The organism is Pseudomonas canadensis (assembly GCF_000503215.1).
GTDB lineage: Bacteria > Pseudomonadota > Gammaproteobacteria > Pseudomonadales > Pseudomonadaceae > Aquipseudomonas > Aquipseudomonas canadensis.
In genome coordinates, this window is sequence record NZ_AYTD01000001.1 from 190,811 (window position 1) to 213,341 (window position 22,531).

A 22,531-nucleotide genomic window follows, 5' to 3' on the forward strand; every position below is an offset into this window, starting at 1 on the left:
TGTGATATCACAGAATGCGCCCGACACCACATAACTAGAAAAATACAAGGTCAGCTTATTGCTGACCTTTTTATCGCCTTTAGAGCGCAAACAGGTGGGGAGGGGCAGTGAGTGAGTCGAGCAGATGACATTTCAAAACTATTCAACAAGCTGGGTGCCAACCCGAGTGGCTACCGCGAGATCGACTTTGTCCATGAGTTTATCGAGGACGATGTAGAGGTTCTCGAGACCCCAGCAGTCACTCAAGCCCTGCCTGTGATCGAAGCGCCTTCAGCGCCTTTGTTGCGTCTGCTGGAGGAGCTGAGCCAAGGCGAAGCCGACAACCTGCGGCCGCCCGAAGTGATGGAGGGGCGTGACGGTGAAGTGTATTCGGAGCAATCCAACCCCAACGTCGTGGTGGTTGTCTCGGTGAAAGGCGGCGTCGGTCGCAGTACCCTGACCGCCGCGATTGCCAGCGGCCTGCAGCGCCAGGGTCGCCCGGCGCTCGCCCTGGACCTGGACCCGCAGAATGCTTTGCGTCATCACCTGTGCCTTGGCCTCGACATGCCTGGCGTCGGCGCGATCAGCTTGCTCAATGAAAGCTGGGAAGCCCTGCCTGAACGCGGTTTTGCCGGTTGCAGGCTGGTGGCATTTGGCAGCACCGGCCATGAGCAGCAGCAGAGTCTGAACCGTTGGTTGGGTGAGGATAGCGAGTGGCTGGGCAAACGATTGGCCAGCCTTAAATTGAATGGCCAGGACACTGTGATCATCGACGTCCCGGCCGGCAATACCGTGTACCTCGGCCAGGCCATGTCGGTGGCCGATGCGGTGCTGGTAGTCGTGCAGCCGGATGTGGCCTCGTTCAGCACCCTCGACCAGATGGACAGTGTGCTTGCGCCGTACTTCACTCGCGAAAAACCGCCACAGCGCTTCTACGTGATCAACCAATTGGACGCGGCCCACCGCTTCAGCCTGGACATGGCCGAGGTGTTCAAGACCCGTCTGGGTGCTGCCCTGCTGGGGACGGTTCATCGCGACCCAGCGTTCAGTGAAGCCCAAGCCTACGGTCGCGATCCCCTCGACCCCACCGTCAACAGTATCGGCAGCCAGGACGTCCACGCCCTGTGCCGCACCTTGCTCGAACGCATCGACTCGGACCTTCCATGACCGACAATACGTCCTCCACGCCCTTCGTCGAAGGGCGCGCTGAACAGCGCCTAAATGGCGCGATTGCGCGCTTCAATCGGTGGCCTGCGGCGCTGCGTACGGTACTGGTTGTTGCCAGTTGCGTGCTCGGGGCCCTGCTGTTGCTGGGTATTATCAGCGCACCGCTCGACCTCTACAGCCAATGCCTGTTTGCCGGCGTGTGCTTCTTGGCGGTGCTGGTGCTGCGCAAAATTCCCGGACGCCTGGCGATCCTCGCGCTGGTGGTGCTGTCGCTGGTGGCGTCGTTGCGCTACATGTTCTGGCGGCTCACCTCCACCCTCGGGTTCGAGACCTGGATCGACATGTTCTTCGGCTACGGCCTGGTCGCCGCCGAGTTCTACGCCCTGATCGTCCTGATCTTCGGCTACGTACAAACCGCCTGGCCGCTGCGCCGTACGCCGGTGTGGCTCAAGACCGAGCCCGAAGAGTGGCCGACGGTCGACGTGTTCATCCCGACCTATAACGAAGCGCTGAGCATCGTAAAACTGACCATCTTCGCTGCCCAGGCAATGGACTGGCCCAAGGACAAGCTGCGCGTCCACGTGCTGGACGACGGCCGCCGCGACGACTTCCGTGACTTCTGCCGCAAGGTCGGCGTGAACTACATTCGCCGCGACAATAACTTCCACGCCAAGGCCGGTAACCTCAACGAAGCGTTGAAGGTCACCGACGGTGAATACATCGCCCTGTTCGACGCCGACCACGTGCCGACGCGCTCCTTCCTGCAAGTGAGCCTGGGCTGGTTCCTGAAGGATCCGAAGCTGGCAATGCTGCAAACGCCGCACTTCTTCTTCTCGCCGGATCCATTCGAAAAGAACCTCGATACCTTCCGCGCCGTGCCCAACGAGGGCGAGTTGTTCTACGGCCTGGTGCAGGACGGCAACGACCTGTGGAACGCCACCTTCTTCTGCGGCTCCTGTGCGGTCATTCGCCGTAAGCCGCTGCTGGAAATCGGCGGCGTAGCCGTCGAGACCGTGACCGAAGACGCCCACACCGCGCTCAAACTCAACCGCCTGGGCTACAACACCGCCTACCTGGCTATCCCGCAAGCCGCGGGCCTGGCCACCGAAAGCCTGTCGCGCCACATCAACCAGCGAATTCGCTGGGCGCGGGGCATGGCGCAGATCTTCCGCACCGACAACCCGCTGCTGGGCAAGGGCCTCAAGTGGGGCCAGCGCATCTGCTACGCCAACGCCATGCTGCACTTCTTCTATGGTTTGCCGCGCCTGGTGTTCCTGACCGCACCGTTGGCCTACCTGGTGTTCGGCGCGGAGATTTTCCACGCGTCGGCGCTGATGATCGTTGCCTACGTATTGCCTCACTTGGTGCATTCAAGCCTGACCAACTCGCGGATCCAGGGGCGTTTCCGTCACTCGTTCTGGAACGAGGTGTACGAGACGGTACTGGCCTGGTACATCCTGCCGCCGGTGCTGGTGGCGCTGGTCAACCCCAAGGCCGGTGGCTTCAACGTCACCGACAAGGGCGGCATCATCGACAAGCAGTTCTTCGACTGGAAACTCGCGCGCCCGTACCTGGTGTTGTTGACGGTGAATCTGATCGGCCTGGGCTTCGGTATCCACCAATTGATCTGGGGGGATGAGTCCACCGCTGTGACGGTAGCGATCAACCTGACCTGGACCCTCTACAACCTGATCATCACCAGCGCCGCCGTGGCCGTGGCTTCGGAAGCGCGCCAAGTGCGTTCCGAACCGCGTGTCAGCGCCAAGCTGCCGGTGAGCATCATTTGTGCTGACGGCCGTGTGCTTGAAGGCACGACTCAGGACTTCTCGCAAAACGGCTTCGGCTTGATGCTCTCCGATGGTCACTCGATCACCCAGGGTGAGCGCGTGCGATTGGTGCTGTCGCGCAACGGCCAGGACAGTTTGTTCGATGCCCGCGTGGTATTCAGCAAGGGCGCGCAGATCGGCGCCCAGTTCGAGCCCCTCAGCCTGCGCCAGCAAAGCGAGTTGGTTCGCCTGACCTTTTCCCGCGCCGATACCTGGGCCGCGAGTTGGGGCGCCGGCCAGCCGGATACACCGCTGGCGGCCCTGCGTGAAGTGGGCTCCATCGGCATCGGCGGCTTGTTCACCCTGGGCCGCGCCACCCTACATGAACTGCGTCTGGCCTTGAGCCGCACCCCCACAAAACCGCTTGATACGCTGATGGACAAGCCATGACCTCGAAGATATTCGCTCGCCCTCATCCGCGCCGTGCACTCGCGCTGATGATCGCCTCGCTGATGGGCCTCAACACCCTGGCGCAAGCTGCCGAGCAAGCGGCCACCACCGTGCCGGTACAAAGCACCGATAACGGCTACAGCCTGACCCTCAAGCAGTTGGGTCGTCGCGACACGATGAACCTGCAAGGCGTGGAGTCGTCCGACAGCGTCAACTTCGATATCCGTGCCGATGAAGTGGTGAAGGGCGCGCAACTGCTGCTCAAGTACAGCTACTCGCCGGCGCTGCTGGCCGACCTCTCGCAGATCAACGTGTTGGTCAACGGTGAAGTCGCCGCCAGCCTGGCGCTGCCCAAAGACGGCGCGGGCATCCAGCAGGAGCAACTGGTGCAGCTTCCGCCGAAGTTGATCACCGAGTTCAACCGCTTGAGCCTGCAGTTCATCGGCCACTACACCATGTCTTGCGAAGACCCGCTGCACAGCAGCCTGTGGGCCAAGATCAGCAACAGCAGCGAGCTCAAAGTGCAGGTCGAGCCCATTGTGCTCAAGGATGACCTGGCCGTGCTGCCGCTGCCGTTCTTCGACAAGCGTGACGCGCGCCAGGTCAGCCTGCCGTTTGTGTTCGCCACTGCGCCCGACAGCGCCGCGCTGGAAGCGGCCGGTGCCCTGTCTTCATGGATCGGCGGCCTCGCCAGCTACCGGGGCGCGACGTTCCCGACCACCCTCGGTGAGCTGCCGGCCAAAGGCAACGCCATCGTACTGGTGCAAACCGCCGACGCACTGGACGTGCACGGTGTTGCGGTCGCCAAGCCGACCGGTCCGACCCTGACCCTCATCGCCAACCCCAATGACGTCAACGGCAAACTGCTGATCGTCACCGGGCGTGACGGCGAAGAACTCAAGCGCGCCGCCAACGCGGTCGTGCTGGGCAACCCGGTATTGGCCGGCAACAGCGTGGTCATCACCAAGCTCGACAGCCTGGCACCGCGCCGTCCGTACGACGCGCCCAACTGGTTGCCAAGCAACCGCCCGGTGCGCCTGGGCGAGTTGATCGAACAGCAGAAACTCAGCGTGTCGGGCTACAACCCTGGCGCGATCAGCGTCGATATGCGCCTGCCGCCGGACCTGTTCAACTGGCGTGAAGAGGGCGTGCCGCTCAAGCTCAAATACCGCTACACGCCACAGCAAGTGTCGACCAATTCGTCGCTGCTGATCGGCCTGAATGATCAGTTCATGAAATCCGTGGCATTGCCGTCGGTGACCAACCTGGGCGGCGGCCAGACCCTGCTCGACCAGTTGAAGAAAGACGAAAGCCTGCCGCGCGAAGTGACGACGCTGTTGCCGATCAGCTCGGCATCGCCCAAGTCCAAGCTGCAACTGCGCTTCATGTACGACTACATCAAAGAAGGCGAATGCCGCGACATCATCGTCGACAACATGCGTGGCTCCATCGACCCGGATTCCACCCTCGACGTCACCGGCTACCAGCATTACATCGCCATGCCGAACCTGGGCGTATTCAACGACTCCGGCTTCCCGTTCACCCGCCTGGCTGACCTGTCGGAATCCGCCGTGGTCATGCCCGATAACTTCGGCACCGACGAGATGACCGCCTACCTGACCGTGATGGGCCGCTTCGGCGAAGCCACCGGCTACCCGGCCACCGCCGTCAAAGTGGTGCAGGCCAAGGACGTGCAAAGCGTTGCCGACAAAGACCTGCTGGTGCTCGCCACCGCCGCCAACCAACCGCTGCTCAAGCAGTGGCAGCAATACCTGCCGGCCACCAGCGATGGTGAACAGCACCAGTTCCTGCTGTCTGACCTGCCACGTTATGTCCGTAGCTGGGTCAGCCCGGACCCGGCGGCCAACCAGCACCCAGCCAACGCCGGCATTACCTTCAAAGGCCTGAGCAACAGCACCTGGCTGGCCGGTTTCCAATCGCCACTCAAGAGCGGCCGCAGCGTGGTGCTGATTGCCAGCAACCAGCCGCAGGGCCTGTTGGAAGCCACCTCGGCGCTAATTGGCGGTGACGATTACAAAGACTCGATCCAGGGCAGCCTGGCCGTGGTGCAGGGCACGACTATCAGCTCGCTGGTGGGTGACGAGCAGTACTACGTCGGCAAGCTCAACTACTTCAAATTCATGCAATGGCAGCTGTCGCAGCACCTGGGTTGGATGTTGTTGATCACCTTCCTGGGTCTGGCGGTGGTTACTTCCCTGATCTACCTGTCACTGCGTGCACGTGCAAAACGGCGGTTGGCATGAGCCCGCTCAAGAGCATGGCCCTGGCAGCGCTGGGCGCGGTGATGTTTGCCGGTAGCGCGCAGGCGCAAACCTGTGACTGGCCGCTGTGGCAGAACTACACCAAGCGCTTTGTGCAGGACGATGGGCGAGTGTTGAACTCGTCGATGAAACCCACCGAGAGCAGTTCGGAAGGGCAGTCCTACGCGATGTTCTTTGCGTTGGTCGGCAACGACCGTGCGAGCTTCGACAAGCTGTGGACCTGGACCAAGGCCAACATGTCGGGCTCCGACATCGGCCAGAACCTGCCGGGTTGGTTGTGGGGCAAAAAAGCTGATAACACCTGGGGTGTGATCGACCCGAACTCCGCCAGCGACGCTGACTTGTGGATGGCCTACGCCTTGCTCGAAGCGGCCCGCGTGTGGAATGCACCGCAGTACCGCGCCGACGCGCAATTGTTGTTGGCCAACGTTGAACGCAACCTGATTGTGCGTGTGCCCGGCCTGGGCAAGATGCTGTTGCCGGGGCCGGTGGGCTACGTGCATCCGGGCGGCTTGTGGCGTTTCAACCCGAGCTACCAGGTGCTTGCACAACTGCGTCGCTTCCAGAAAGAACGCCCGAACGCCGGCTGGAACGAAGTGGCTGAAAGCAACGCGCGTATGCTCGCCGATACCGCCAGCAACCCTCATGGCCTCGCGGCCAACTGGGTCGGCTATCGCGCGACCAGCGCCAACGCCGGGCTGTTTGTGGTCGACCCGTTCTCCGATGACCTGGGCAGCTACGACGCGATCCGCACCTACATGTGGGCCGGCATGACCGCCAAAGGCGATCCATTGGCGGCGGCGATGCTCAAGTCGCTGGGCGGTATTTCCCGCGCAACGGCCGCATCGGTCACTGGCTTCCCGCCGGAAAAAATCCACGTGCTGACCGGCGAAGCCGAGAAAAACAACGGCTACACGCCGATGGGTTTCTCCGCGTCCACCATTGCCTTCTTCCAGGCCCGCGGCGAAACCGCCCTGGCGCAGTTGCAAAAGGCCAAGGTCGACGAGGCACTCGCCAAGGCCCTGGCGCCTTCAGCACCCGAGAGTGCGCAGCCGATCTACTACGACTACATGCTCAGCCTGTTCAGCCAGGGCTTTGCCGATCAGAAGTACCGTTTTGAACAAGACGGTACGGTCAAATTATCCTGGGAGGCCGCATGCGCCGTCACACGCTAGCCATTGCGATTCTCGCCGCCCTGGTCTCGACGGCCAGCGTGGCTGAAACCAGCGACCCGCAGTCCCTGCTGATTGAGCAGGGCTACTACTGGCAGTCGAAAAAGAACCCTGAGCGCGCGCTGGAAACCTGGCAGAAACTCTTGAGCCTGTCGCCTGAGCAACCGGATGCGCTGTACGGTATCGGCTTGATCCAGGTGCAACAGAACCGTCCGGCTGAAGCGCAAAAGTACCTGGCCCGCTTGCAAGCGCTGAGCCCGGTGCCGCGTCAGGCGTTGCAGCTGGAGCAGGACATTACCGTGGCTGTGCCGGACAACGCCAAGTTGCTGGAGCAGGCGCGCGAACTGGGCGAGCCGGATGCCGAGCGTGAGCAGGCCGTGGCCTTGTATCGCCAGATTTTCCAGGGGCGTCAGCCGCAAGGCCTGATCGCCCGTGAGTACTACAACACGCTTGGATTCACCGCCAAGGGCACCAATGAGGCCATCGCTGGCCTGCAGCGATTGACCCGTGAGCGTCCCAACGATCCGATCGTTGCGTTGTTCCTGGCCAAGCACCTGGCGCGCAACCCGGCCACGCGGCCTGACGGCATTCGTGCCCTGGCTAAACTGGCACCGAATAACGACGTGGGTGGCAATGCCGATGAAACCTGGCGCTTCGCGCTGATCTGGCTCGGCCCGCCGAAGCCGGACCAGGTGTCGCTGTTCCAGCAGTTCCTCACCGTGCATCCGGATGACGCCGAGATCCGCGCGCTGATGAACAAAGGCATTGCCCAAGGCAAAGGCGGCGGCACCTGGCAGCGTGACCCGCAGATGACCAAGGCTTTCAAGGCGCTGGATGACGGCGACCTGAAAACCGCCGAGCCGTTGCTGGCCGCGCGCCTTGCGCAAAAATCCAATGACGTCGATGCCCTCGGTGGTATGGGCGTACTGCGCCAACAGCAAGAGCGTTACAGCGAAGCCGAAAACTACCTCGTCCAGGCCACCCGCTTGCCCGGTGGTGCCGCGTGGCAGTCGGCCCTGAATGACGTACGCTACTGGAACCTGATCAGCCAAAGCCGTGACGCCCAACGCGCCGGCCGCAGCGCCCAGGCCCGTGACCTGGTGGCCCAGGCCGAGCGCCTGAACCCAGGCCAGCCTGGCGCGGCGGTCGCGTTGGCGGGTTTCCAGTCTCAGGACAACCAGTTCGAAGAAGCCGAAGCCGGCTACCGCAAGGTGTTGGCCCGTCATCCCGGTGACCCGGATGCCTTGAGTGGCTTGATCAACGTGTTGTCCCAATCGGGTCAACCGGATGAGGCCTTGAAGCTGATCGACTCGGTCTCGCCGGCGCAGCGCGCCAAGTTCGCACCGAGTGTGAAAATCAACGCATTGCGCGCGACCCAGGTCGGCAAACTGGCGGAGCAACGCGGTGACGTGAAAGGCGCACAAGCTGCCTATCGCCAGGCTCTCGACGCTGACCCTGAAAACCCGTGGACTCGCTTTGCCCTGGCGCGCATGTACCTGCGCGACGGCCAGATCCGCAATGCCCGTGCGTTGATCGACGGCTTGCTCAAGACCCAGCCCAACCAACCGGACGCGCTGTACACCAGCACGCTGTTGTCGGCGCAACTGAGCGAGTGGAAACAGGCCGAGACGACCCTTGGGCGTATCCCCGCGGCGCAGCGCACGGCAGACATGAACGAGCTGGCGATCGATATCGCGCTGCACCAGCAGACCGACGTGGCCATCGAAACCGCTCGCCGTGGCCAGCGCCCGGAAGCCTTGGCATTGCTGGGGCGTTCCGAGCCGTTGACCCGTCAGAAGCCTGAGCGTGTGGCCGTACTGGCCGCCGCCTATGTAGAAGTCGGCGCCGCGCAGTACGGCCTGGACATGATGCAGAAGGTGGTGGAGAACAACCCCAACCCGACGGTCGACCAGAAACTGCTGTACGCCAACGTGTTGCTCAAGGCCAACAAGTACAGTGAGGCGGGCGAGATCCTGCGCGAAGTGCAAGGCCAGCCTTTGAGCGAAATCGGTCGCCAGCGCTATGACGATCTGATTTACCTGTACCGGGTCAAACAGGCGGATGCCCTGCGCGAGAAGAACGACCTGGTGGCCGCCTATGACATGCTGTCCCCGGCCTTGGCCCAGCGTCCCAATGACGCGCTGGGCGTCGGCGCATTGGCGCGGATGTACGCCGCCAGTGGCAACGGCAAGAAGGCGATGGAGTTGTACGCGCCGTTGATCCAGCAGAACCCGAACAACGCACGCCTGCAGTTGGGCCTGGCGGACATCGCCCTGAAAGGCAATGACCGCAGCTTGGCGCAGAGCGCCAGTGACAAGGCGCTGGCGCTGGAGCCGGGTAACCCGGAGACACTCACCTCGGCCGCGCGCATTTACCAAGGGCTGGGCAAGAACAGCGAAGCTGCCGAGTTGCTGCGCAAGGCCCTGGCGATTGAAAACGCCATGAAGGCCAAGACCCAAGTGGCCCAGGCTGGCGCTCCAGGAACTTCGTACAACCCGTTCGTAGGCTTGCCGGGCCAGCGCCGCCAGGTCACCGACCTGACCGTTGCCGGCGCCGTACCGCCACCGATCGATGCGCCAACCAAGAGCGTGACGTCCAACGCGTTTGCGAGTGCAACGTCCAACGACCTGAGCGATCCGTTTGTGCCGCCATCGAGCATTGCCTCAATCGACAGTCCCGAGCTGAGCCCGGCGCGGCGTGCACTGGATACCATCCTGCGTGACCGTACCGGTTATGTGGTGCAAGGCTTGAGCGCACGCAGCAACAACGGTGAGAAAGGCCTGAGCAAAATCACCGATGTGGAAGCGCCGTTTGAAGCGCGGATGCCGGTGGGTGATAACACGGTGGCGCTGCGCGTGACGCCGGTGCATTTGACGTCTGGTGCGGTTAAAGGCTTCGCAGCACAGCGCTTTGGCGGTGGGACCAACGATGAGCTGGGCAAGCAAAGCGACAGCGGCGTCGGTTTTGCCATCGCGGTAGAGAATCCTGATCAGGGGTTGAAGGCGGATCTCGGGGTCAGCCCGATAGGTTTCACCTACAAGACCTGGATCGGTGGTGTGAGTGTTGCGCGACCGTTTGAGGCGAATTCGAACTTCCGCTACGGCGCCAATATTTCTCGTCGCCCAGTAACTGACAGCGTGACCTCGTTCGCCGGCTCAGAAGATAAGCGCACTGGCGAAAAATGGGGCGGTGTGACCGCTAACGGCGGCCGTGGCGAGTTGAGCTACGACAACCAAAAGCTGGGTGTTTATGGCTATGCCTCGTTGCATGAAATGCTGGGTAACAACGTAGAGGACAATACCCGCCTGGAACTGGGCAGCGGTATCTACTGGTACCTGCGTAATACCCAACGGGACACTCTGACCTTGGGCATCAGTGGTTCGGTGATGGGCTTCAAGGAAAACCAGGGTTATTACACCTACGGTCATGGCGGTTACTTCAGTCCGCAACGTTTCTTCTCTCTAGGCGTGCCGATCCGTTGGGCCCAGAGCTTTGACCGTTTCAGCTACCAAGTAAAAACTTCGGTAGGTGTGCAGCATATCGAGCAAGATGGCGTCGATTACTTCCCGGGGCACAACGATCTTCAAGACAGCCAGACCGTGGGTAATCGCACCTATGCCAGCGACAGCAAAACCGGCCTCGGCTACAGCTTCAACGCCGCCGCCGAATACCGCTTGAGCTCGCGGTTCTACCTGGGTGGCGAAATCGGTGTCGACAACGCCCAGGACTACCGCCAGTACGCCGGTAATGCTTATTTGCGCTACTTGTTCGAAGACCTGAGCGGGCCTATGCCGCTGCCGGTCAGCCCGTACCGTTCACCTTATTCCAACTGATTAATCGGAGTCATTCATGCCTGTTTCTGCGATTGCCGGCCTAACCATGCTGGTATTGGGCGAAAGTCATATGAGCTTTCCCGATTCGTTGCTCAACCCGTTGCAAGACAACCTCACCAAGCAAGGCGCGGTGGTTCACTCCATCGGTGCGTGCGGTGCCGGTGCGGCGGATTGGGTTGTCCCGAAAAAAGTCGAGTGCGGTGGCGAACGCACGCCCACCGGCAAGGCCGTGATCTATGGCAAGAACGCCATGAGCACCACGCCGATCCAGGAACTGATCGCCAAGGACAAGCCCGACGTGGTCGTGCTGATCATCGGCGACACCATGGGCTCTTACACCAACCCGGTGTTTCCGAAAGCCTGGGCCTGGAAAAGCGTGACCTCGCTGACCAAAGCCATCACCGACACCGGCACCAAATGCGTGTGGGTCGGCCCGCCATGGGGCAAAGTCGGTTCCCAGTACAAGAAGGATGACACCCGCACCAAGCTGATGTCGTCGTTCCTGGCCAGCAACGTGGCGCCGTGCACCTACATCGATTCGCTGACGTTCTCCAAACCGGGCGAGTGGATCACCACCGACGGCCAGCACTTCACCATCGACGGTTATCAGAAGTGGGCCAAGGCGATCGGTACTGCCTTGGGTGACCTGCCGCCATCGGCCTACGGTAAAGGAAGCAAATAATGAAACGGATGACCCTGGGCCTGGCGACTTTGCTCGCCAGCGTCAGCGCCTACAGCGCCGACATCCCTTTGTACCCGACGGGCCCGGAGCAAGACGCAGCGTTCCTGCGTTTTGCCAACGGCACGCCTGGCGAGTTGAAGCTGGTGGCCGACGGTTCCAAGGCCAGCCTGGTGTTGAATGGCGACAAAGCCGTTTCGGCCTTCTTGCCAGTGGTCGGCGGTGACAAGCCGATCAAAGGCGTGTTGAGCAGCGCCGGTAAAAACACCGATTTCTCCGTGAAAGTGGCGCCTGGCGAATTCGCCACGGTGGTTGCACTGGTCGATGCCAAGGGCGCCACGCGCCAATTGGTGGTGCGCGAAGTGCCGGACGACTTCAACGCACTCAAAGCCTCCCTGGCCTTTATCAACGCCGACGTCACCTGCGCCGACGCCAGCCTGGAAGCCGTGGCGCAAAAGGCCGAGCTGTTCAAAAAGGTCGCGGAAGGCGCGGTGCAGCGTCGCATGATCAACCCGGTGGAACTCTCGGTGCAGCTCAAATGCGCCGGCGCGCCGGTTGGCCAGCCGCTGACGTTTACCCTCAAGGCCGGCGAGCGCTACAGCGTTTTGGCCGTTCCTTCAGACACAGGCTCGAAGTTGCTGTTCGCCTCTGACGCACTCGCTAACTGATCGGGTCCGACACCACCATGGTCTTTGCCTCACTCGAATTCCTCACGCTGTTCCTGCCGGCCTTCCTGTTGATCTATGCCCTGGCTCGTCCGAGCTGGCGCAATGTCATCCTGTTGATCGGCAGCTGGTTGTTCTACGGCTGGTTGAGCCCGTTGTTCCTGTTCCTGCACATGGTGTTGACCGTGGTGGCGTGGGTCGGCGGCTTGCTGGTGGACCGCTCCCGTGAGGATGGCAAGGGCCGGGTGCGCCTGTTGATCGCGTTGATCGTGTTCAACACGGCGGTGCTGTGTTGGTACAAATACGCCAACATCGTCGCCGGCACGGTGAGTGAGGTGATCACCTGGTACGGCTATATGCCGCTTGATTGGCAGCGTGTGGCTTTACCGGCCGGACTGTCGTTCATCGTGCTGCAGGCGATTTCCTACCTGGTGGATGTGCACCGGCATACGGTGCCGGTGGAGCGCAGCTTCATTAACTACGCCACCTATATCTCGATGTTCGGGCACTCGATTGCCGGTCCGATCATCCGTTATGACTGGGTTCGTCGTGAGCTGAACCAGCGCTATTTCAACTGGGCGAATTTCTCCCTCGGCGCGCGACGCTTCATGATCGGCATGGGCATGAAAGTGTTGGTGGCTGACACCTTGTCGCCGCTGGTGGACATTGCCTTTCACCTGGAGAGCCCAAGCCTGGTGGACGCCTGGATCGGTTGCCTGGCGTACTCGCTGCAACTGTTTTTCGACTTCGCCGGTTACAGCGCCATGGCCATCGGCCTGGGCCTGATGCTGGGCTTCCACTTCCCGGAAAACTTCAACCGGCCGTACCTGGCCAGCAGCATCCAGGACTTCTGGCGGCGTTGGCACCTGTCGTTGTCCAGCTGGTTGCGCGACTACCTGTACATCGCCTTGGGCGGTAACCGCGACGGCGTATGGCGCACTTATCGCAACCTGTTTCTTACCATGGCGATTGCCGGGTTGTGGCACGGCGGCGATAGCTGGAACTACCTGTTGTGGGGTTCGGCCCATGGCGTGGCGTTGTGCGTCGACCGTGCGTGGTCGCGTTCGAGCCTGCCGAGCATTCCGCCGGTGTTGTCACACATCCTCACATTGCTGTTTGTGTGCCTGGCCTGGACCTTGTTCCGTGCGCCGGACTTCCACTCGGCCCTGACCATGTACGCGGGCCAGTTCGGGATGCACGGCATGGGCCTGGGTGACGCGATGGCCGTGGCCATGCGCCCGGCCCATGGCATGGCGGCATTGTTGGGCCTGGTGTGCATCATTGCGCCGATCTGGCAGGTGCGTTGCGAACAGCGTTTCGGCACACAGCCCTGGTTTGTGGTGGCGGCTTCGCTGTGGCCGGTGGCGGGGTTTGTGTTGTCGTTTGCGCTGATTGCCAGCCGCGACGCCGTACCGTTTCTGTACTTTCAGTTCTAAGGACGCCCGACCATGCCTGCTCCTACCGCGCCGACTCCACCGAGCGACCTGGCCGTTCGCACCAGCCCCCTGGCGGCCTGGGTGTTGGTGCCCTTTTTGGCGGCGGGACTGATCTCCTGCGCCTGGCTGATGGTGAAGGGGCCGATCAGTTATATGCCGGCCAAGGTCGACAGCGACATGCTGCTGCACGGCGACCTGACCCACCGTTTTGCCAAGGAGCTGGCCAAGGCACCGATGGCGATCCAGGCCGCGAACCTGGAGCGTGGTGGCAGCTGGCTGGCGTTTGGCGATACCGGGCCGCGCGTGCGTCCGGGGTGTCCTGGCTGGCTGTTTATCAGCGATGAGCTGCGCATCAACCGTCACGCCGAAGCCAATGCTCAGACCAAGGCCCAGGCGGTGATCGACCTGCAAAAACAACTGAGTCAAAAAGGTATTGATCTGCAAGTGGTGGTGGTGCCGGACAAGAGCCGCATTGCCGCCGCCCAACGCTGCGGCCTGTACCGCCCGGCGGTGCTCGATAGCCGGATCCAGGACTGGACCCAGTTGTTGCAGGCTTCCGGCGTTTCCGCGCTGGACCTGACCGATACGCTCAAGCCGCTGGGCGCCGAGGCTTACCTGCGCACGGATACTCACTGGAGCGAAATCGGCTCCAACGCCGGTGCCCAGGCTCTGGCGCAACGTATCCAGCAACGCGGCATCAAGGCCACGCCGGAACAAACCTTCGGCATTACCCAGGCACCGCTCGCCGTGCGCCCCGGTGATTTGGTACGCCTGGCAGGTCTCGATTGGTTGCCGCCCAAGTTGCAGCCAGCCGGCGAATCAGTTGCCGCCAGCACCGCCCATGAAACCGGTGGCGCGACCAGCAATGCCGATGACCTGTTTGGCGACGCGGGCTTGCCCAATGTGGCACTGATCGGCACCTCGTTTTCGCGTAATTCCAACTTTGTTGGCTTCCTGCAGAAGGCCCTGAATGCGCCGGTCGGCAATTTCAGCAAAGACGGTGGCGAATTCTCCGGCGCGGCCAAGGCCTATCTTGAAAGCCCGGCGTTCAAGCAAACGCCGCCTAAGTTGTTGATTTGGGAGATTCCGGAGCGGGATCTGCAAACGCCCTACGATGTGATCAGTATTGGTCAGTAATTTGACTATTTGCCGTTTGTCTAAAAAATAGGCAACTATCTCATCAAAATAATGACACTTTTACGCTCCTGAAGCAGACTGCTTGCACTAGGGCGACCACAAAAAGACCTGCGGTAAGCAGTCGTATCAGCTGACCTTTTCACGTCTTTGAGCTTCGCCGTGATGAGGGGTTTGTTATGGGCATTACTGATGGTCTTTTAGCCTTGCTCGGCAAGGACATCTGCCAGGATGAGCGCGGCATGGAGTCGCGTTTGCATTTCTTCGGCAGTATTCCCCGCGCGGATGATGTTGCCGTCAACCAGGACGCAGACACCGTGCCCCTCAAGCCAAAAGTGGTGGCGCTGGTGTCGATCAATGGCGGCGTCGGCCGTAGCACCCTGGCCACCGCCTTGAGCAGTGGTCTGCAACGTCAGGGTGAGTCCGTCGTGGCTTTGGACCTGGACCCGCAGAACGCCTTGCATCTCCACTTCGGCGTGAGTCCGGCGTTGCCGGGCATCGGGCGCACCAGCCTGGAACATGGGCCATGGAGCCCGCTTCAACAGCTCAGCTTCGCTGGCTGCCAGGTGATCCCCTTTGGCGAAATCGATACCCCACAGCAGGAAAACCTGGAGCGCTGGCTCAAGCACGAGCCGTGCTGGCTGGCTCAACACCTCGCGTCCCTGGACTTGAGTGCGCGGCATACGGTGATCATCGATACCCCCGCCGGTAACAATGTCTACTTCCATCAAGCGCTGAGCGTTGCCGATGTGGTGCTGGTCATCGTGCAGGCAGATGCTGCATGCCTGGGCACCCTTGACCATCTGGATGTACTGCTTGCCCCGCATCTTGAGGGGCAGCACCCGCCTCGCGTGCAAGTGGTCATCAACCAAGTGGATGAAAGGAATGCCTTCAGCCTGGACATGGTCGAGGCCTTCACGCAAAGGCTGGGGAAAGCGGCGCTGCAAGTGCACCGCGACATAGCGATCAACGAAGCACTGGCGTTTGGTGTCGACCCATTGGATAGCGTGGAGAAGGGGCTGGCAGCTGACGATATCAACGATCTTTGCCGGTTGCTGAAGGCGCCAAAAACAAGCGACTGAAGCGTTGGTTATACGCTGAACGCCAGATGCTTATGCACAATCGGTTGGATACAGCTGTCACTAAACAGCCATTTTGTGGAGCTGTTCTCATCACGCCGCAACTGCCTGTTTTGCGTGCGTTTTATTTTGTGAACAAAAAATGACCAGCTCGGTTTGTGACCTGCAGCGCAGATGGCTACAGGCTCCGTAAAGATTTCATCAACAGAGTTATCCACAGGCTGTGCTGCAACAAATTTGCCCTTTATTCGCGCTCGGCAAGCACCATCAAGTTGCGCGGTGTCAGTACGGGTTCGCAGAAAGTGCCTATCTGGACCTTGTAGCCGTTTTCTTCGAGAAATAATGCCCGATCCAGCACCAGCCACACTTCCAGCGGGCGCCTGAATAGACCGCGTACCAATTCCAGATTTCTGACCTCGGCCAGACGGCGCCAGCCGTACGCCTCCAGGCCCGTCCAGTCCTGTTCGCCTGTGGATAACCCTTTGAAGCTGGCCAGTTCCTGGCAATAGTCGGCAAAGGGTTTGTCCAGCCAGCTGGCGGGCAGGGAGGGTGTAGGCAGGTACTCGTCGACGCCACGAAGTTCACGTTGCAGTTGATCGAAACCCAGGCGCCGCGCCATGGACGTGTCCCGTTGCAGACGCACCCGTTTGCCTGCGGTGACGGTTTCGCTTAGCGGCAGGCCGAGGTCATCGATCGATAACTGCAGCCGTGATGCGCGGCCGGCGTTGGACAGTGGTTGGTAGGAATTGGCGTTGATGCGGTTGTAGCAGCAGGGCGCCAATGCAAGCTGTTTGCAGCCGGCCGTGCTCGCCAGTTGCATCAGCCGCACATGCAAGTCGCCACAGGCATGCAGGGCGACGGGCGTGTGTGCTGAGCTGATTGCCACGTCGACCATCACGTCTTGCAGGCGATGGGTGACCGGCAGGCGGTGATGGTCGCTCAAGGCTTGGCCTGCGGCGTTCAGCGCCGGGTCGTATTCCAGGCAGGTCAGTGCTTGACCGGCTTGTAACAGGCGGCGTCCGAGGTGACCCTTACCCGCACACCAATCCAGCCAATGCTTGGGCGTTTGTGCAAACTGCAGCGCCGCGCCGAAGGCTTCGATCTGTTCCCACTTGCGGCCCGGCACATCGACGTTCAGGCGATGGTGAGCCGGGGGCAGGGGCTGCGTCGGTAACTTATCCACAGCACTGAGCTGTCTGGCTTGCACGGCAAGTTGTGGAAAAGGTGCCGGCGCCGGCAGGTCAAAGGGGTGGTTGTGACTGGCTTCCGCATCGTCCAACGAGCGTTGGCGCAGCCACTGGGTGAGTTCCGGGTGCTCGGTTTCCCAAGGTAAGTGCAGGTGAGTAAAGGGCCGTGGTTTCCACAGCCCTTGATGCTCAATCAGGAACGCATCCAGCGCCTGGAAGCGTGCCTCAACGTCCTTGGCAGGCATCGACGCGTAGCCAGCGTTCCAGCAGTTTGAAGCCGCGCACCAGAATGTAGGCCATCAGCAGGTAAAACAGCCCGGCGGCGAAGAATATTTCTACCGGCAAATAGGTGCGGGCGATGATGGTCCGCGCCATGCCGGTCAATTCCAGCAAGGTGACGGTACTGGCCAGGGCGCTGGCCTTGAGCATCAGGATCACTTCGTTGCTGTACGCCGGCAGGCCGATGCGCGAGGCGCGTGGCAGGATGATGTAGAAGAGTGTCTTCGGCTTGGACATGCCCAACGCACGTGCCGCTTCAATCTCACCCGGCGGAATGGCCTGGATCGCGCCGCGCAGGATCTCGGCAATATAGGCCGCAGTGTGCAGGGTCATGGTGGCGGTGGCGCACCAGAACGGATCGCGCAGGTACGGCCACAGGAAGCTCTCACGCACGGAGTCGAACTGCGCCAGGCCGTAGTAGACGAGGAACAACTGCACCAGCAAGGGCGTGCCACGGAAGAAGAAAATGTAGGCATAGGGCAGGGCGCTGACATACCAGCGGCGCGATGAGCGGGCGATACCCAGTGGGATTGCCAGCAGCAGACCGGCGATGACGGCAATGGCTACCAGCTCCAGGGTCAGGGTCGCGCCCTGGGCCAATCTTGGCAGCCACTTGATGATCACGGCCCAGTTCAGGCCCAGGTCGAAATGCGCCAGCCAGCTGTAGTCGCCGCTCATTGGGTGCTCCTTGCAAAGCCGCGGGCGGCGCGTTTTTCCAGGAAGTGCATGCCGGTCATGGCCAGCACGGTCAGGCCCAGGTACATGAAGGCGGCAACCATAAAGAAGGTGAAGGGTTGCTTGGTGACGGTCACGCCGATCTGCGCATGGCGCATGATTTCTTCCAGGCCTATCACCGATACCAGCGCGGTGTCTTTCATCAGGATCATGAACAGGTTGCCCAGGCCCGGCAGGGCGATGCGCCACATCTGCGGCATGATCAACCGGGTGAAGATCCTGAATTTCGACAGGCCCAATGCCACGCCGGCTTCGCGGTGGCCCTTGGGAATGGCGAGGATCGCGCCACGGAACACTTCCGTAGCGTACGCGCCAAAGCACAGGCCCAGGGCGATAACCCCGGCGGCAAAGGCGCTGAGGGAAAGGTCGGGGTTGCCGAAGAACTCACCGAGGGCACGCATCAGGTTGACCGTGCCGAAATAAATCAGCAGCACCCACAGCAATTCGGGAATGCCACGAACGATAGTCGAGTAAGCACCGCCCACCCATTGCAGCGGCTTGTACGGCGAAGTCTTGGCCAGGGCCCCGGCCAGGCCGAGCACCAGCCCCAGGCACAGGGCCGTGAGCGCCAGTTTGACGGTCATCAGCGCGCCAGCGGCAAGCGCCGGGCCGAATCCGTAGAGATCGAAATTCATGGTGTTTTCATATCGCGGCAGGCAGTGCAAAAAGCCGACGCGCTCAAGTGAGCGCGCCGGGCATACCGTTCAGATCATTCGATGCTGAAAGGGAAGTACTTGTCGTTGATCTTCTTGTAGGTGCCGTCTGCCTTGATCTCTGCCAGGGCTTTGTTCAGGCGCTCGCGCAGTGGGTCGCCCTTGCGTACGGCGATACCGATCTTGTCGCTTTCTACCACCGGGTCGCCTTTGAATTCATAGGCCGAACCGTCTTTGCTCTTGAGCCATTCGTACTGCACGTACTTGTCGGCGAGGATACCGTCCAGGCGACCGGAGGTCAGGTCGAGGTAGGCGTTTTCCTGGGTGTCGTACAGCTTGGCGGTGGTGTCTGGCAGTTCGTCTTCCAGATAAGTGCCAGCCAGGGTCGCGCGCTGCGCACCGATGGTCTTGCCCTTGAGGTAGGCAGCGTCGGTCTTGAAGTCGGCGGTGGCCTTAGGCGCGATGAACTGCAGCTTGTTGGAATAGTACGGGTCGGTGAAGTCGACGGCCTGCTTGCGCTCATCGGTGATCGACAGCGAGGACACCAGGAAGTCGAACTTCTTGGCGTTCAGAGCCGGGATGATGCCGTCCCAGTCGGACACATACACTTCGCACTTCTCGACTTTCATCTTGGCGCACAGGGCGTCGCCGATGTCTTTGTCGAAGCCGACGACGTTGCCGCTGGCGTCTTTATTGTTGAACGGCGGGTAAGCCGCTTCGATCCCCATTTTCAAGGTTTCTGCCATGGCCGTGGCGCTGAACGCCATCGAGACGGCCGCGGCCAGAAGGAATTTTTTATAGTTCTGCATGCATGTTGCTCCGTTAGCGGTTGCTGGACATGAATTGTTTGCAGCGCGCCGAAAGCGGGTTTTCAAACACCTGCTGTGGCGATCCTTGCTCTTCGACCAGGCCCTGGTGCAGGAACACCACCTCACTGGACACCTGACGGGCGAAGCCCATTTCATGGGTGACCAGCAGCATGGTGCGGCCTTCTTCGGCCAGCGCGCGGATCACATTAAGTACTTCCTGAACCATTTCCGGGTCAAGCGCCGAAGTGGGTTCGTCAAACAGGATGACTTTAGGCTGCATCGCCAGGGTGCGCGCAATGGCCGCCCGTTGCTGCTGGCCGCCGGACAGTTGCGCAGGGTAGGCGTGACGTTTGTCAGCAATGCCGACCTTGGCCAGCAGGGCTTCGGCCGTTTCGATGGCGTCGCGTTTGCTTTGGCCAAGCACACGGCGAGGGGCCTCGATGATGTTGTCGAGGATGCTCATGTGCGGCCACAGGTTAAAGTTTTGAAACACAAAACCGATTTCGCTGCGCAGGCGATTGATCTGCTTACCGTCGGCGGCCATCAGCTCGCCGTTTTTCGCGGCCTTGAGCTTGAGCTCTTCGCCGGCGACCAGGATCTGGCCCTGATGCGGGTTTTCCAGCAGGTTGATGCAGCGCAGGAAGGTGGACTTGCCGGAACCGGAGGAACCCAGGATCGAGATCACGTCGCCGTCGCGAGCGGTCAGCGAGATACCTTTGAGTACCTCCAGCTCACCATAGCGTTTATGCAAGTTGCGGATTTCAAGCGCGGGCGTGGCCTCGGCCATGTGGGGTCCTCATTGTGTTCGTTGCAATCCTGCTGTTGGGCCGCCTTCCTGGCGAGGCGCCAAGCTAGCATAGCGTCTTGATGGCAGCCAACAGCATGGCCGGCGGTAAACAGGTGGTGTGCGGCAAGGTGTCGCATCGGCACAGCAGCGTGTCGCGCCATCAACAACCGAACATCCGTTTGAACCCGAAAAACCGCAGGCTTCGCGTAAAAAAGGGCGCGATGGTGCCAGCTTTGGCCGGGTGTTGGAAGGGTTAACCGGGCAAACGGTGCATATCAGCCCTTTTGTGGGCGTCACGTACTTTTTGTGTGTGTTTATGGTGCGTTTATTCGTCTTCAATGTGGGTCGCACGGTAACGCTATAGCGGAATGCCATTGTTCTCAATGACTTGCAAGTGATGTTGAAACGTCCTACAGCCCGCGTCAATCGCGGCTCTGTAACATTTTGGCGCAAATCTTGCGTAAAAAATAAAGAACGCCCTGTTGGTTTCTTTTCACGAGAAAGATCCCGGGCCGGGTGGACCGTTTTCGCAATTCCTCGCAAAGGTGTGTCAATGAGTAGTACGCAAAGCTCCAATGACCTCGAACAGGGGCTCAAACCGCGTCACGTCACCATGCTGTCGATTGCTGGCGTCATCGGTGCCGGTTTGTTTGTCGGCTCCGGCCACGCGATTGCTGCCGCCGGCCCGGCCGTACTGCTGGCTTACGCCGCTGCGGGCACGCTGGTGGTGTTGGTGATGCGCATGCTGGCCGAAATGGCCGTGGCGTCGCCGGATACCGGTTCGTTCTCCACCTACGCCGACCGGGCAATTGGCCATTGGGCCGGTTTCACCATCGGCTGGTTGTACTGGTGGTTCTGGGTGTTGGTGATTCCGCTGGAAGCCAACGCGGCTGCGACCATCCTGCATGCCTGGTTCCCGGATGTAGCCATTTGGGCCTTTACCCTGATCATCACCCTGTTGCTGACGGCGACCAACCTGTTCAGCGTGAAGAACTACGGCGAGTTCGAGTTCTGGTTCGCGTTGATCAAGGTCGTGGCGATCGTAGGCTTTGTGATCCTTGGCCTGGCCGCGATTTTCGGTTTCCTGCCGACCAGCCAGGTCAGCGGTGTTTCCCATCTGTTCGATACCCAGGGCTTTATGCCAAACGGCATGGGCGCCGTACTGGCTGCGATCCTGACCACCATGTTCTCCTTCATGGGCACCGAGATTGTCACCATCGCCGCCGCTGAATCGAAGAACCCAGGCCAGCAGATTACCAAGGCCACCAACTCGGTGATCTGGCGCATTGGTTTGTTCTACCTGTTGTCGATCTTCATCGTCGTGTCCCTGGTGCCATGGAACGATCCGACCCTGGCGGCCGTAGGTTCCTACCAGACTGTGCTGGAGCGCATGGGTATCCCGAATGCCAAGCTGATCGTCGACCTGGTGGTACTGGTTGCCGTGACCAGCTGCTTGAACTCGGCGCTGTACACCGCCTCGCGCATGCTGTTCTCCCTGGGTCGTCGCGGTGATGCACCGGCGGTGGCCAAGCGCACCAACAAGAGCGGCACGCCTTACTGGGCGGTGTTGTTGTCTACTGGCGCGGCGTTCCTGGCGGTATTCGCCAACTACGTGGCCCCTGCGGCAGTGTTCGAGTTCCTGCTGGCCAGCTCCGGCGCTATTGCGCTGCTGGTGTACCTGGTCATCGCTGTGTCGCAACTGCGCATGCGTCAGAAACGCACGGCGGCGGGCGAGAAGATTGTCTTCAAGATGTGGCTGTTCCCAGGCCTGACCTACGCGGTGATGGTGTTCATCGTGGGCACGCTGACCATCATGCTGTTTCAGGAAGCGCATCGGATCGAGATTATTGCGACCGGTGTCCTGAGCTTGTTGGTGGTGGTGGCGGGACTGATTGTGGCGAGCCGTCGCAAGGCGCAGAGAGTAGGCGCTGCAGTACTGAACTAAACGATGACTGTAGGAGCCGGCTTGCCGGCGATGGCGTCCTCACAGGCCCCATCGCCGGCAAGCCGGCTCCTACAGGTTCAAGGTTGTGACAATTCTTTTGAGGCCGCCACGTAATCCGCCTGGAATTGCGGAGACTCGATCCACGCCAGTGCTGCGGCTTCATCATCGGTATCTGTAGCCCACTGCCGATACTCGATCAGCGCTGCAAGGATAAAGTCGGTGGCTTCTTCTTCGCCTTCCTGTTCCAGCACCAGTGCCAGCAACGGGTGGGCCAAGAATACGGCGCACAGGGCTTGTTGGCTGGTCTCGCCCGCGGTGCGCATCTCTACGAACAGCTCGGTCAAATCCACTGACTCAAGGTCAATGCGGCTGTCGTCGCCGGCAAACGCATCCGGTTTGGTCGCTACGGCGCGCTGGGTACGGTTCTGCTTGGCCTTGGCCTTTGCCCGGTGGGCACGTTTTTGCTGCTTGTTCGGCGAGGCCATGGGCTCAGC

The 22,531-nt window shown here is 61.0% G+C and carries 17 protein-coding genes; 11 read left to right on the top strand and 6 right to left on the bottom strand.

Going from position 1 to position 22,531, the window contains the following annotated elements:
• The first annotated feature begins 111 nt into the window (after positions 1-111).
• The 10 genes from bcsQ (U367_RS0100850) (at position 112) to bcsQ (U367_RS0100895) (ending at position 15,645) form a co-directional block, all read left to right on the top strand.
• The gene (gene bcsQ, locus U367_RS0100850) at positions 112-1,146 is read left to right on the top strand and encodes a cellulose biosynthesis protein BcsQ (protein WP_028615341.1); all 1,035 of its coding nucleotides are present in this window, start codon (positions 112-114) and stop codon (positions 1,144-1,146) included.
• Positions 1,143-3,362: a UDP-forming cellulose synthase catalytic subunit gene (gene bcsA, locus U367_RS0100855; protein ID WP_028615342.1), complete on the top strand. Its 2,220-nt coding sequence runs from the start codon at positions 1,143-1,145 to the stop codon at positions 3,360-3,362. The genes bcsQ (U367_RS0100850) and bcsA overlap by 4 nt, the downstream gene beginning before the upstream one ends.
• Positions 3,359-5,626 (top strand): cellulose biosynthesis cyclic di-GMP-binding regulatory protein BcsB, encoded by a 2,268-nt coding sequence (gene bcsB, locus U367_RS0100860; RefSeq protein ID WP_028615343.1) that lies wholly within the window; start codon positions 3,359-3,361, stop codon positions 5,624-5,626. The genes bcsA and bcsB overlap by 4 nt, the downstream gene beginning before the upstream one ends.
• Positions 5,623-6,819, top strand: a complete 1,197-nt coding sequence (gene bcsZ, locus U367_RS0100865) for a cellulose synthase complex periplasmic endoglucanase BcsZ (RefSeq protein WP_028615344.1) — start codon at positions 5,623-5,625, stop codon at positions 6,817-6,819. Before bcsB ends, bcsZ begins: the two co-directional genes overlap by 4 nt.
• A complete protein-coding gene (locus U367_RS0100870; RefSeq protein ID WP_028615345.1) occupies positions 6,801-10,649 on the top strand; it encodes a cellulose biosynthesis protein BcsC in 3,849 nt (1,282 codons plus the stop codon). Before bcsZ ends, U367_RS0100870 begins: the two co-directional genes overlap by 19 nt.
• Positions 10,650-10,665: 16 nt before the next feature.
• On the top strand, positions 10,666-11,331 hold the full coding sequence (locus U367_RS0100875; protein ID WP_028615346.1) for an SGNH/GDSL hydrolase family protein: 666 nt from the start codon (positions 10,666-10,668) through the stop codon (positions 11,329-11,331).
• Positions 11,331-11,996, top strand: a complete 666-nt coding sequence (locus U367_RS0100880; RefSeq protein WP_028615347.1) for a cell division protein FtsQ — start codon at positions 11,331-11,333, stop codon at positions 11,994-11,996. Before U367_RS0100875 ends, U367_RS0100880 begins: the two co-directional genes overlap by 1 nt.
• Before the next feature lie 17 nt (positions 11,997-12,013).
• Complete coding sequence (locus U367_RS0100885; RefSeq protein ID WP_028615348.1) at positions 12,014-13,429, top strand: MBOAT family O-acyltransferase; 1,416 nt, start codon at positions 12,014-12,016, stop codon at positions 13,427-13,429.
• Between the two features lie 12 nt (positions 13,430-13,441).
• Positions 13,442-14,566, top strand: coding sequence for an alginate O-acetyltransferase AlgX-related protein (locus tag U367_RS0100890; protein ID WP_028615349.1), 1,125 nt, complete (start codon positions 13,442-13,444; stop codon positions 14,564-14,566).
• A gap of 176 nt (positions 14,567-14,742) precedes the next feature.
• Positions 14,743-15,645 (top strand): cellulose biosynthesis protein BcsQ, encoded by a 903-nt coding sequence (gene bcsQ / locus U367_RS0100895; RefSeq protein WP_028615350.1) that lies wholly within the window; start codon positions 14,743-14,745, stop codon positions 15,643-15,645.
• Positions 15,646-15,886: 241 nt separating this feature from the next.
• Here bcsQ (U367_RS0100895) and U367_RS0100900 read toward each other — a convergent pair whose 3' ends face one another.
• From U367_RS0100900 to U367_RS0100920, 5 genes are all read right to left on the bottom strand, one after another.
• A complete protein-coding gene (locus U367_RS0100900) occupies positions 15,887-17,074 on the bottom strand; it encodes a methyltransferase (protein ID WP_028615351.1) in 1,188 nt (395 codons plus the stop codon).
• Positions 17,055-17,744 (bottom strand): ABC transporter permease, encoded by a 690-nt coding sequence (locus U367_RS0100905; RefSeq protein WP_028615352.1) that lies wholly within the window; start codon positions 17,742-17,744, stop codon positions 17,055-17,057. The genes U367_RS0100900 and U367_RS0100905 overlap by 20 nt, the downstream gene beginning before the upstream one ends.
• Before the next feature lie 38 nt (positions 17,745-17,782).
• Entirely contained in the window at positions 17,783-18,478 is a 696-nt protein-coding gene (locus U367_RS0100910; RefSeq protein WP_016979103.1) for an ABC transporter permease, read from the bottom strand.
• A 74-nt stretch (positions 18,479-18,552) separates the two neighbouring features.
• A complete protein-coding gene (locus tag U367_RS0100915) occupies positions 18,553-19,305 on the bottom strand; it encodes an ABC transporter substrate-binding protein (protein ID WP_028615353.1) in 753 nt (250 codons plus the stop codon).
• A 13-nt stretch (positions 19,306-19,318) separates the two neighbouring features.
• Complete coding sequence (locus U367_RS0100920) at positions 19,319-20,092, bottom strand: ABC transporter ATP-binding protein (protein WP_028615354.1); 774 nt, start codon at positions 20,090-20,092, stop codon at positions 19,319-19,321.
• Positions 20,093-20,645: 553 nt separating this feature from the next.
• Between U367_RS0100920 and gabP the strand changes: the two genes are divergently transcribed.
• On the top strand, positions 20,646-22,037 hold the full coding sequence (gene gabP / locus U367_RS0100930) for a GABA permease (protein ID WP_028615355.1): 1,392 nt from the start codon (positions 20,646-20,648) through the stop codon (positions 22,035-22,037).
• A 77-nt stretch (positions 22,038-22,114) separates the two neighbouring features.
• On the opposite strand, the gene U367_RS0100935 is transcribed toward gabP, so the two are convergent.
• On the bottom strand, positions 22,115-22,522 hold the full coding sequence (locus tag U367_RS0100935; RefSeq protein WP_028615356.1) for a hypothetical protein: 408 nt from the start codon (positions 22,520-22,522) through the stop codon (positions 22,115-22,117).
• Between the last annotated feature and the right edge of the window lie 9 nt (positions 22,523-22,531).

Bases quoted from the DNA above. Each gene is read 5' to 3' on its own strand.
- bcsA (WP_028615342.1), top strand. From the start codon at position 1,143: ATGACCGACAATACGTCCTCCACGCCCTTCGTCGAAGGGCGCGCTGAA.
- bcsB (WP_028615343.1), top strand. From the start codon at position 3,359: ATGACCTCGAAGATATTCGCTCGCCCTCATCCGCGCCGTGCACTCGCG.
- bcsZ (WP_028615344.1), top strand. From the start codon at position 5,623: ATGAGCCCGCTCAAGAGCATGGCCCTGGCAGCGCTGGGCGCGGTGATG.
- U367_RS0100870 (WP_028615345.1), top strand. From the start codon at position 6,801: ATGCGCCGTCACACGCTAGCCATTGCGATTCTCGCCGCCCTGGTCTCG.
- U367_RS0100875 (WP_028615346.1), top strand. From the start codon at position 10,666: ATGCCTGTTTCTGCGATTGCCGGCCTAACCATGCTGGTATTGGGCGAA.
- U367_RS0100880 (WP_028615347.1), top strand. From the start codon at position 11,331: ATGAAACGGATGACCCTGGGCCTGGCGACTTTGCTCGCCAGCGTCAGC.
- U367_RS0100885 (WP_028615348.1), top strand. From the start codon at position 12,014: ATGGTCTTTGCCTCACTCGAATTCCTCACGCTGTTCCTGCCGGCCTTC.
- U367_RS0100890 (WP_028615349.1), top strand. From the start codon at position 13,442: ATGCCTGCTCCTACCGCGCCGACTCCACCGAGCGACCTGGCCGTTCGC.
- bcsQ (WP_028615350.1), top strand. From the start codon at position 14,743: ATGGGCATTACTGATGGTCTTTTAGCCTTGCTCGGCAAGGACATCTGC.
- U367_RS0100900 (WP_028615351.1), bottom strand. From the start codon at position 17,074: ATGCCTGCCAAGGACGTTGAGGCACGCTTCCAGGCGCTGGATGCGTTC.
- U367_RS0100910 (WP_016979103.1), bottom strand. From the start codon at position 18,478: ATGAATTTCGATCTCTACGGATTCGGCCCGGCGCTTGCCGCTGGCGCG.
- U367_RS0100915 (WP_028615353.1), bottom strand. From the start codon at position 19,305: ATGCAGAACTATAAAAAATTCCTTCTGGCCGCGGCCGTCTCGATGGCG.
- U367_RS0100920 (WP_028615354.1), bottom strand. From the start codon at position 20,092: ATGGCCGAGGCCACGCCCGCGCTTGAAATCCGCAACTTGCATAAACGC.
- gabP (WP_028615355.1), top strand. From the start codon at position 20,646: ATGAGTAGTACGCAAAGCTCCAATGACCTCGAACAGGGGCTCAAACCG.
- U367_RS0100935 (WP_028615356.1), bottom strand. From the start codon at position 22,522: ATGGCCTCGCCGAACAAGCAGCAAAAACGTGCCCACCGGGCAAAGGCC.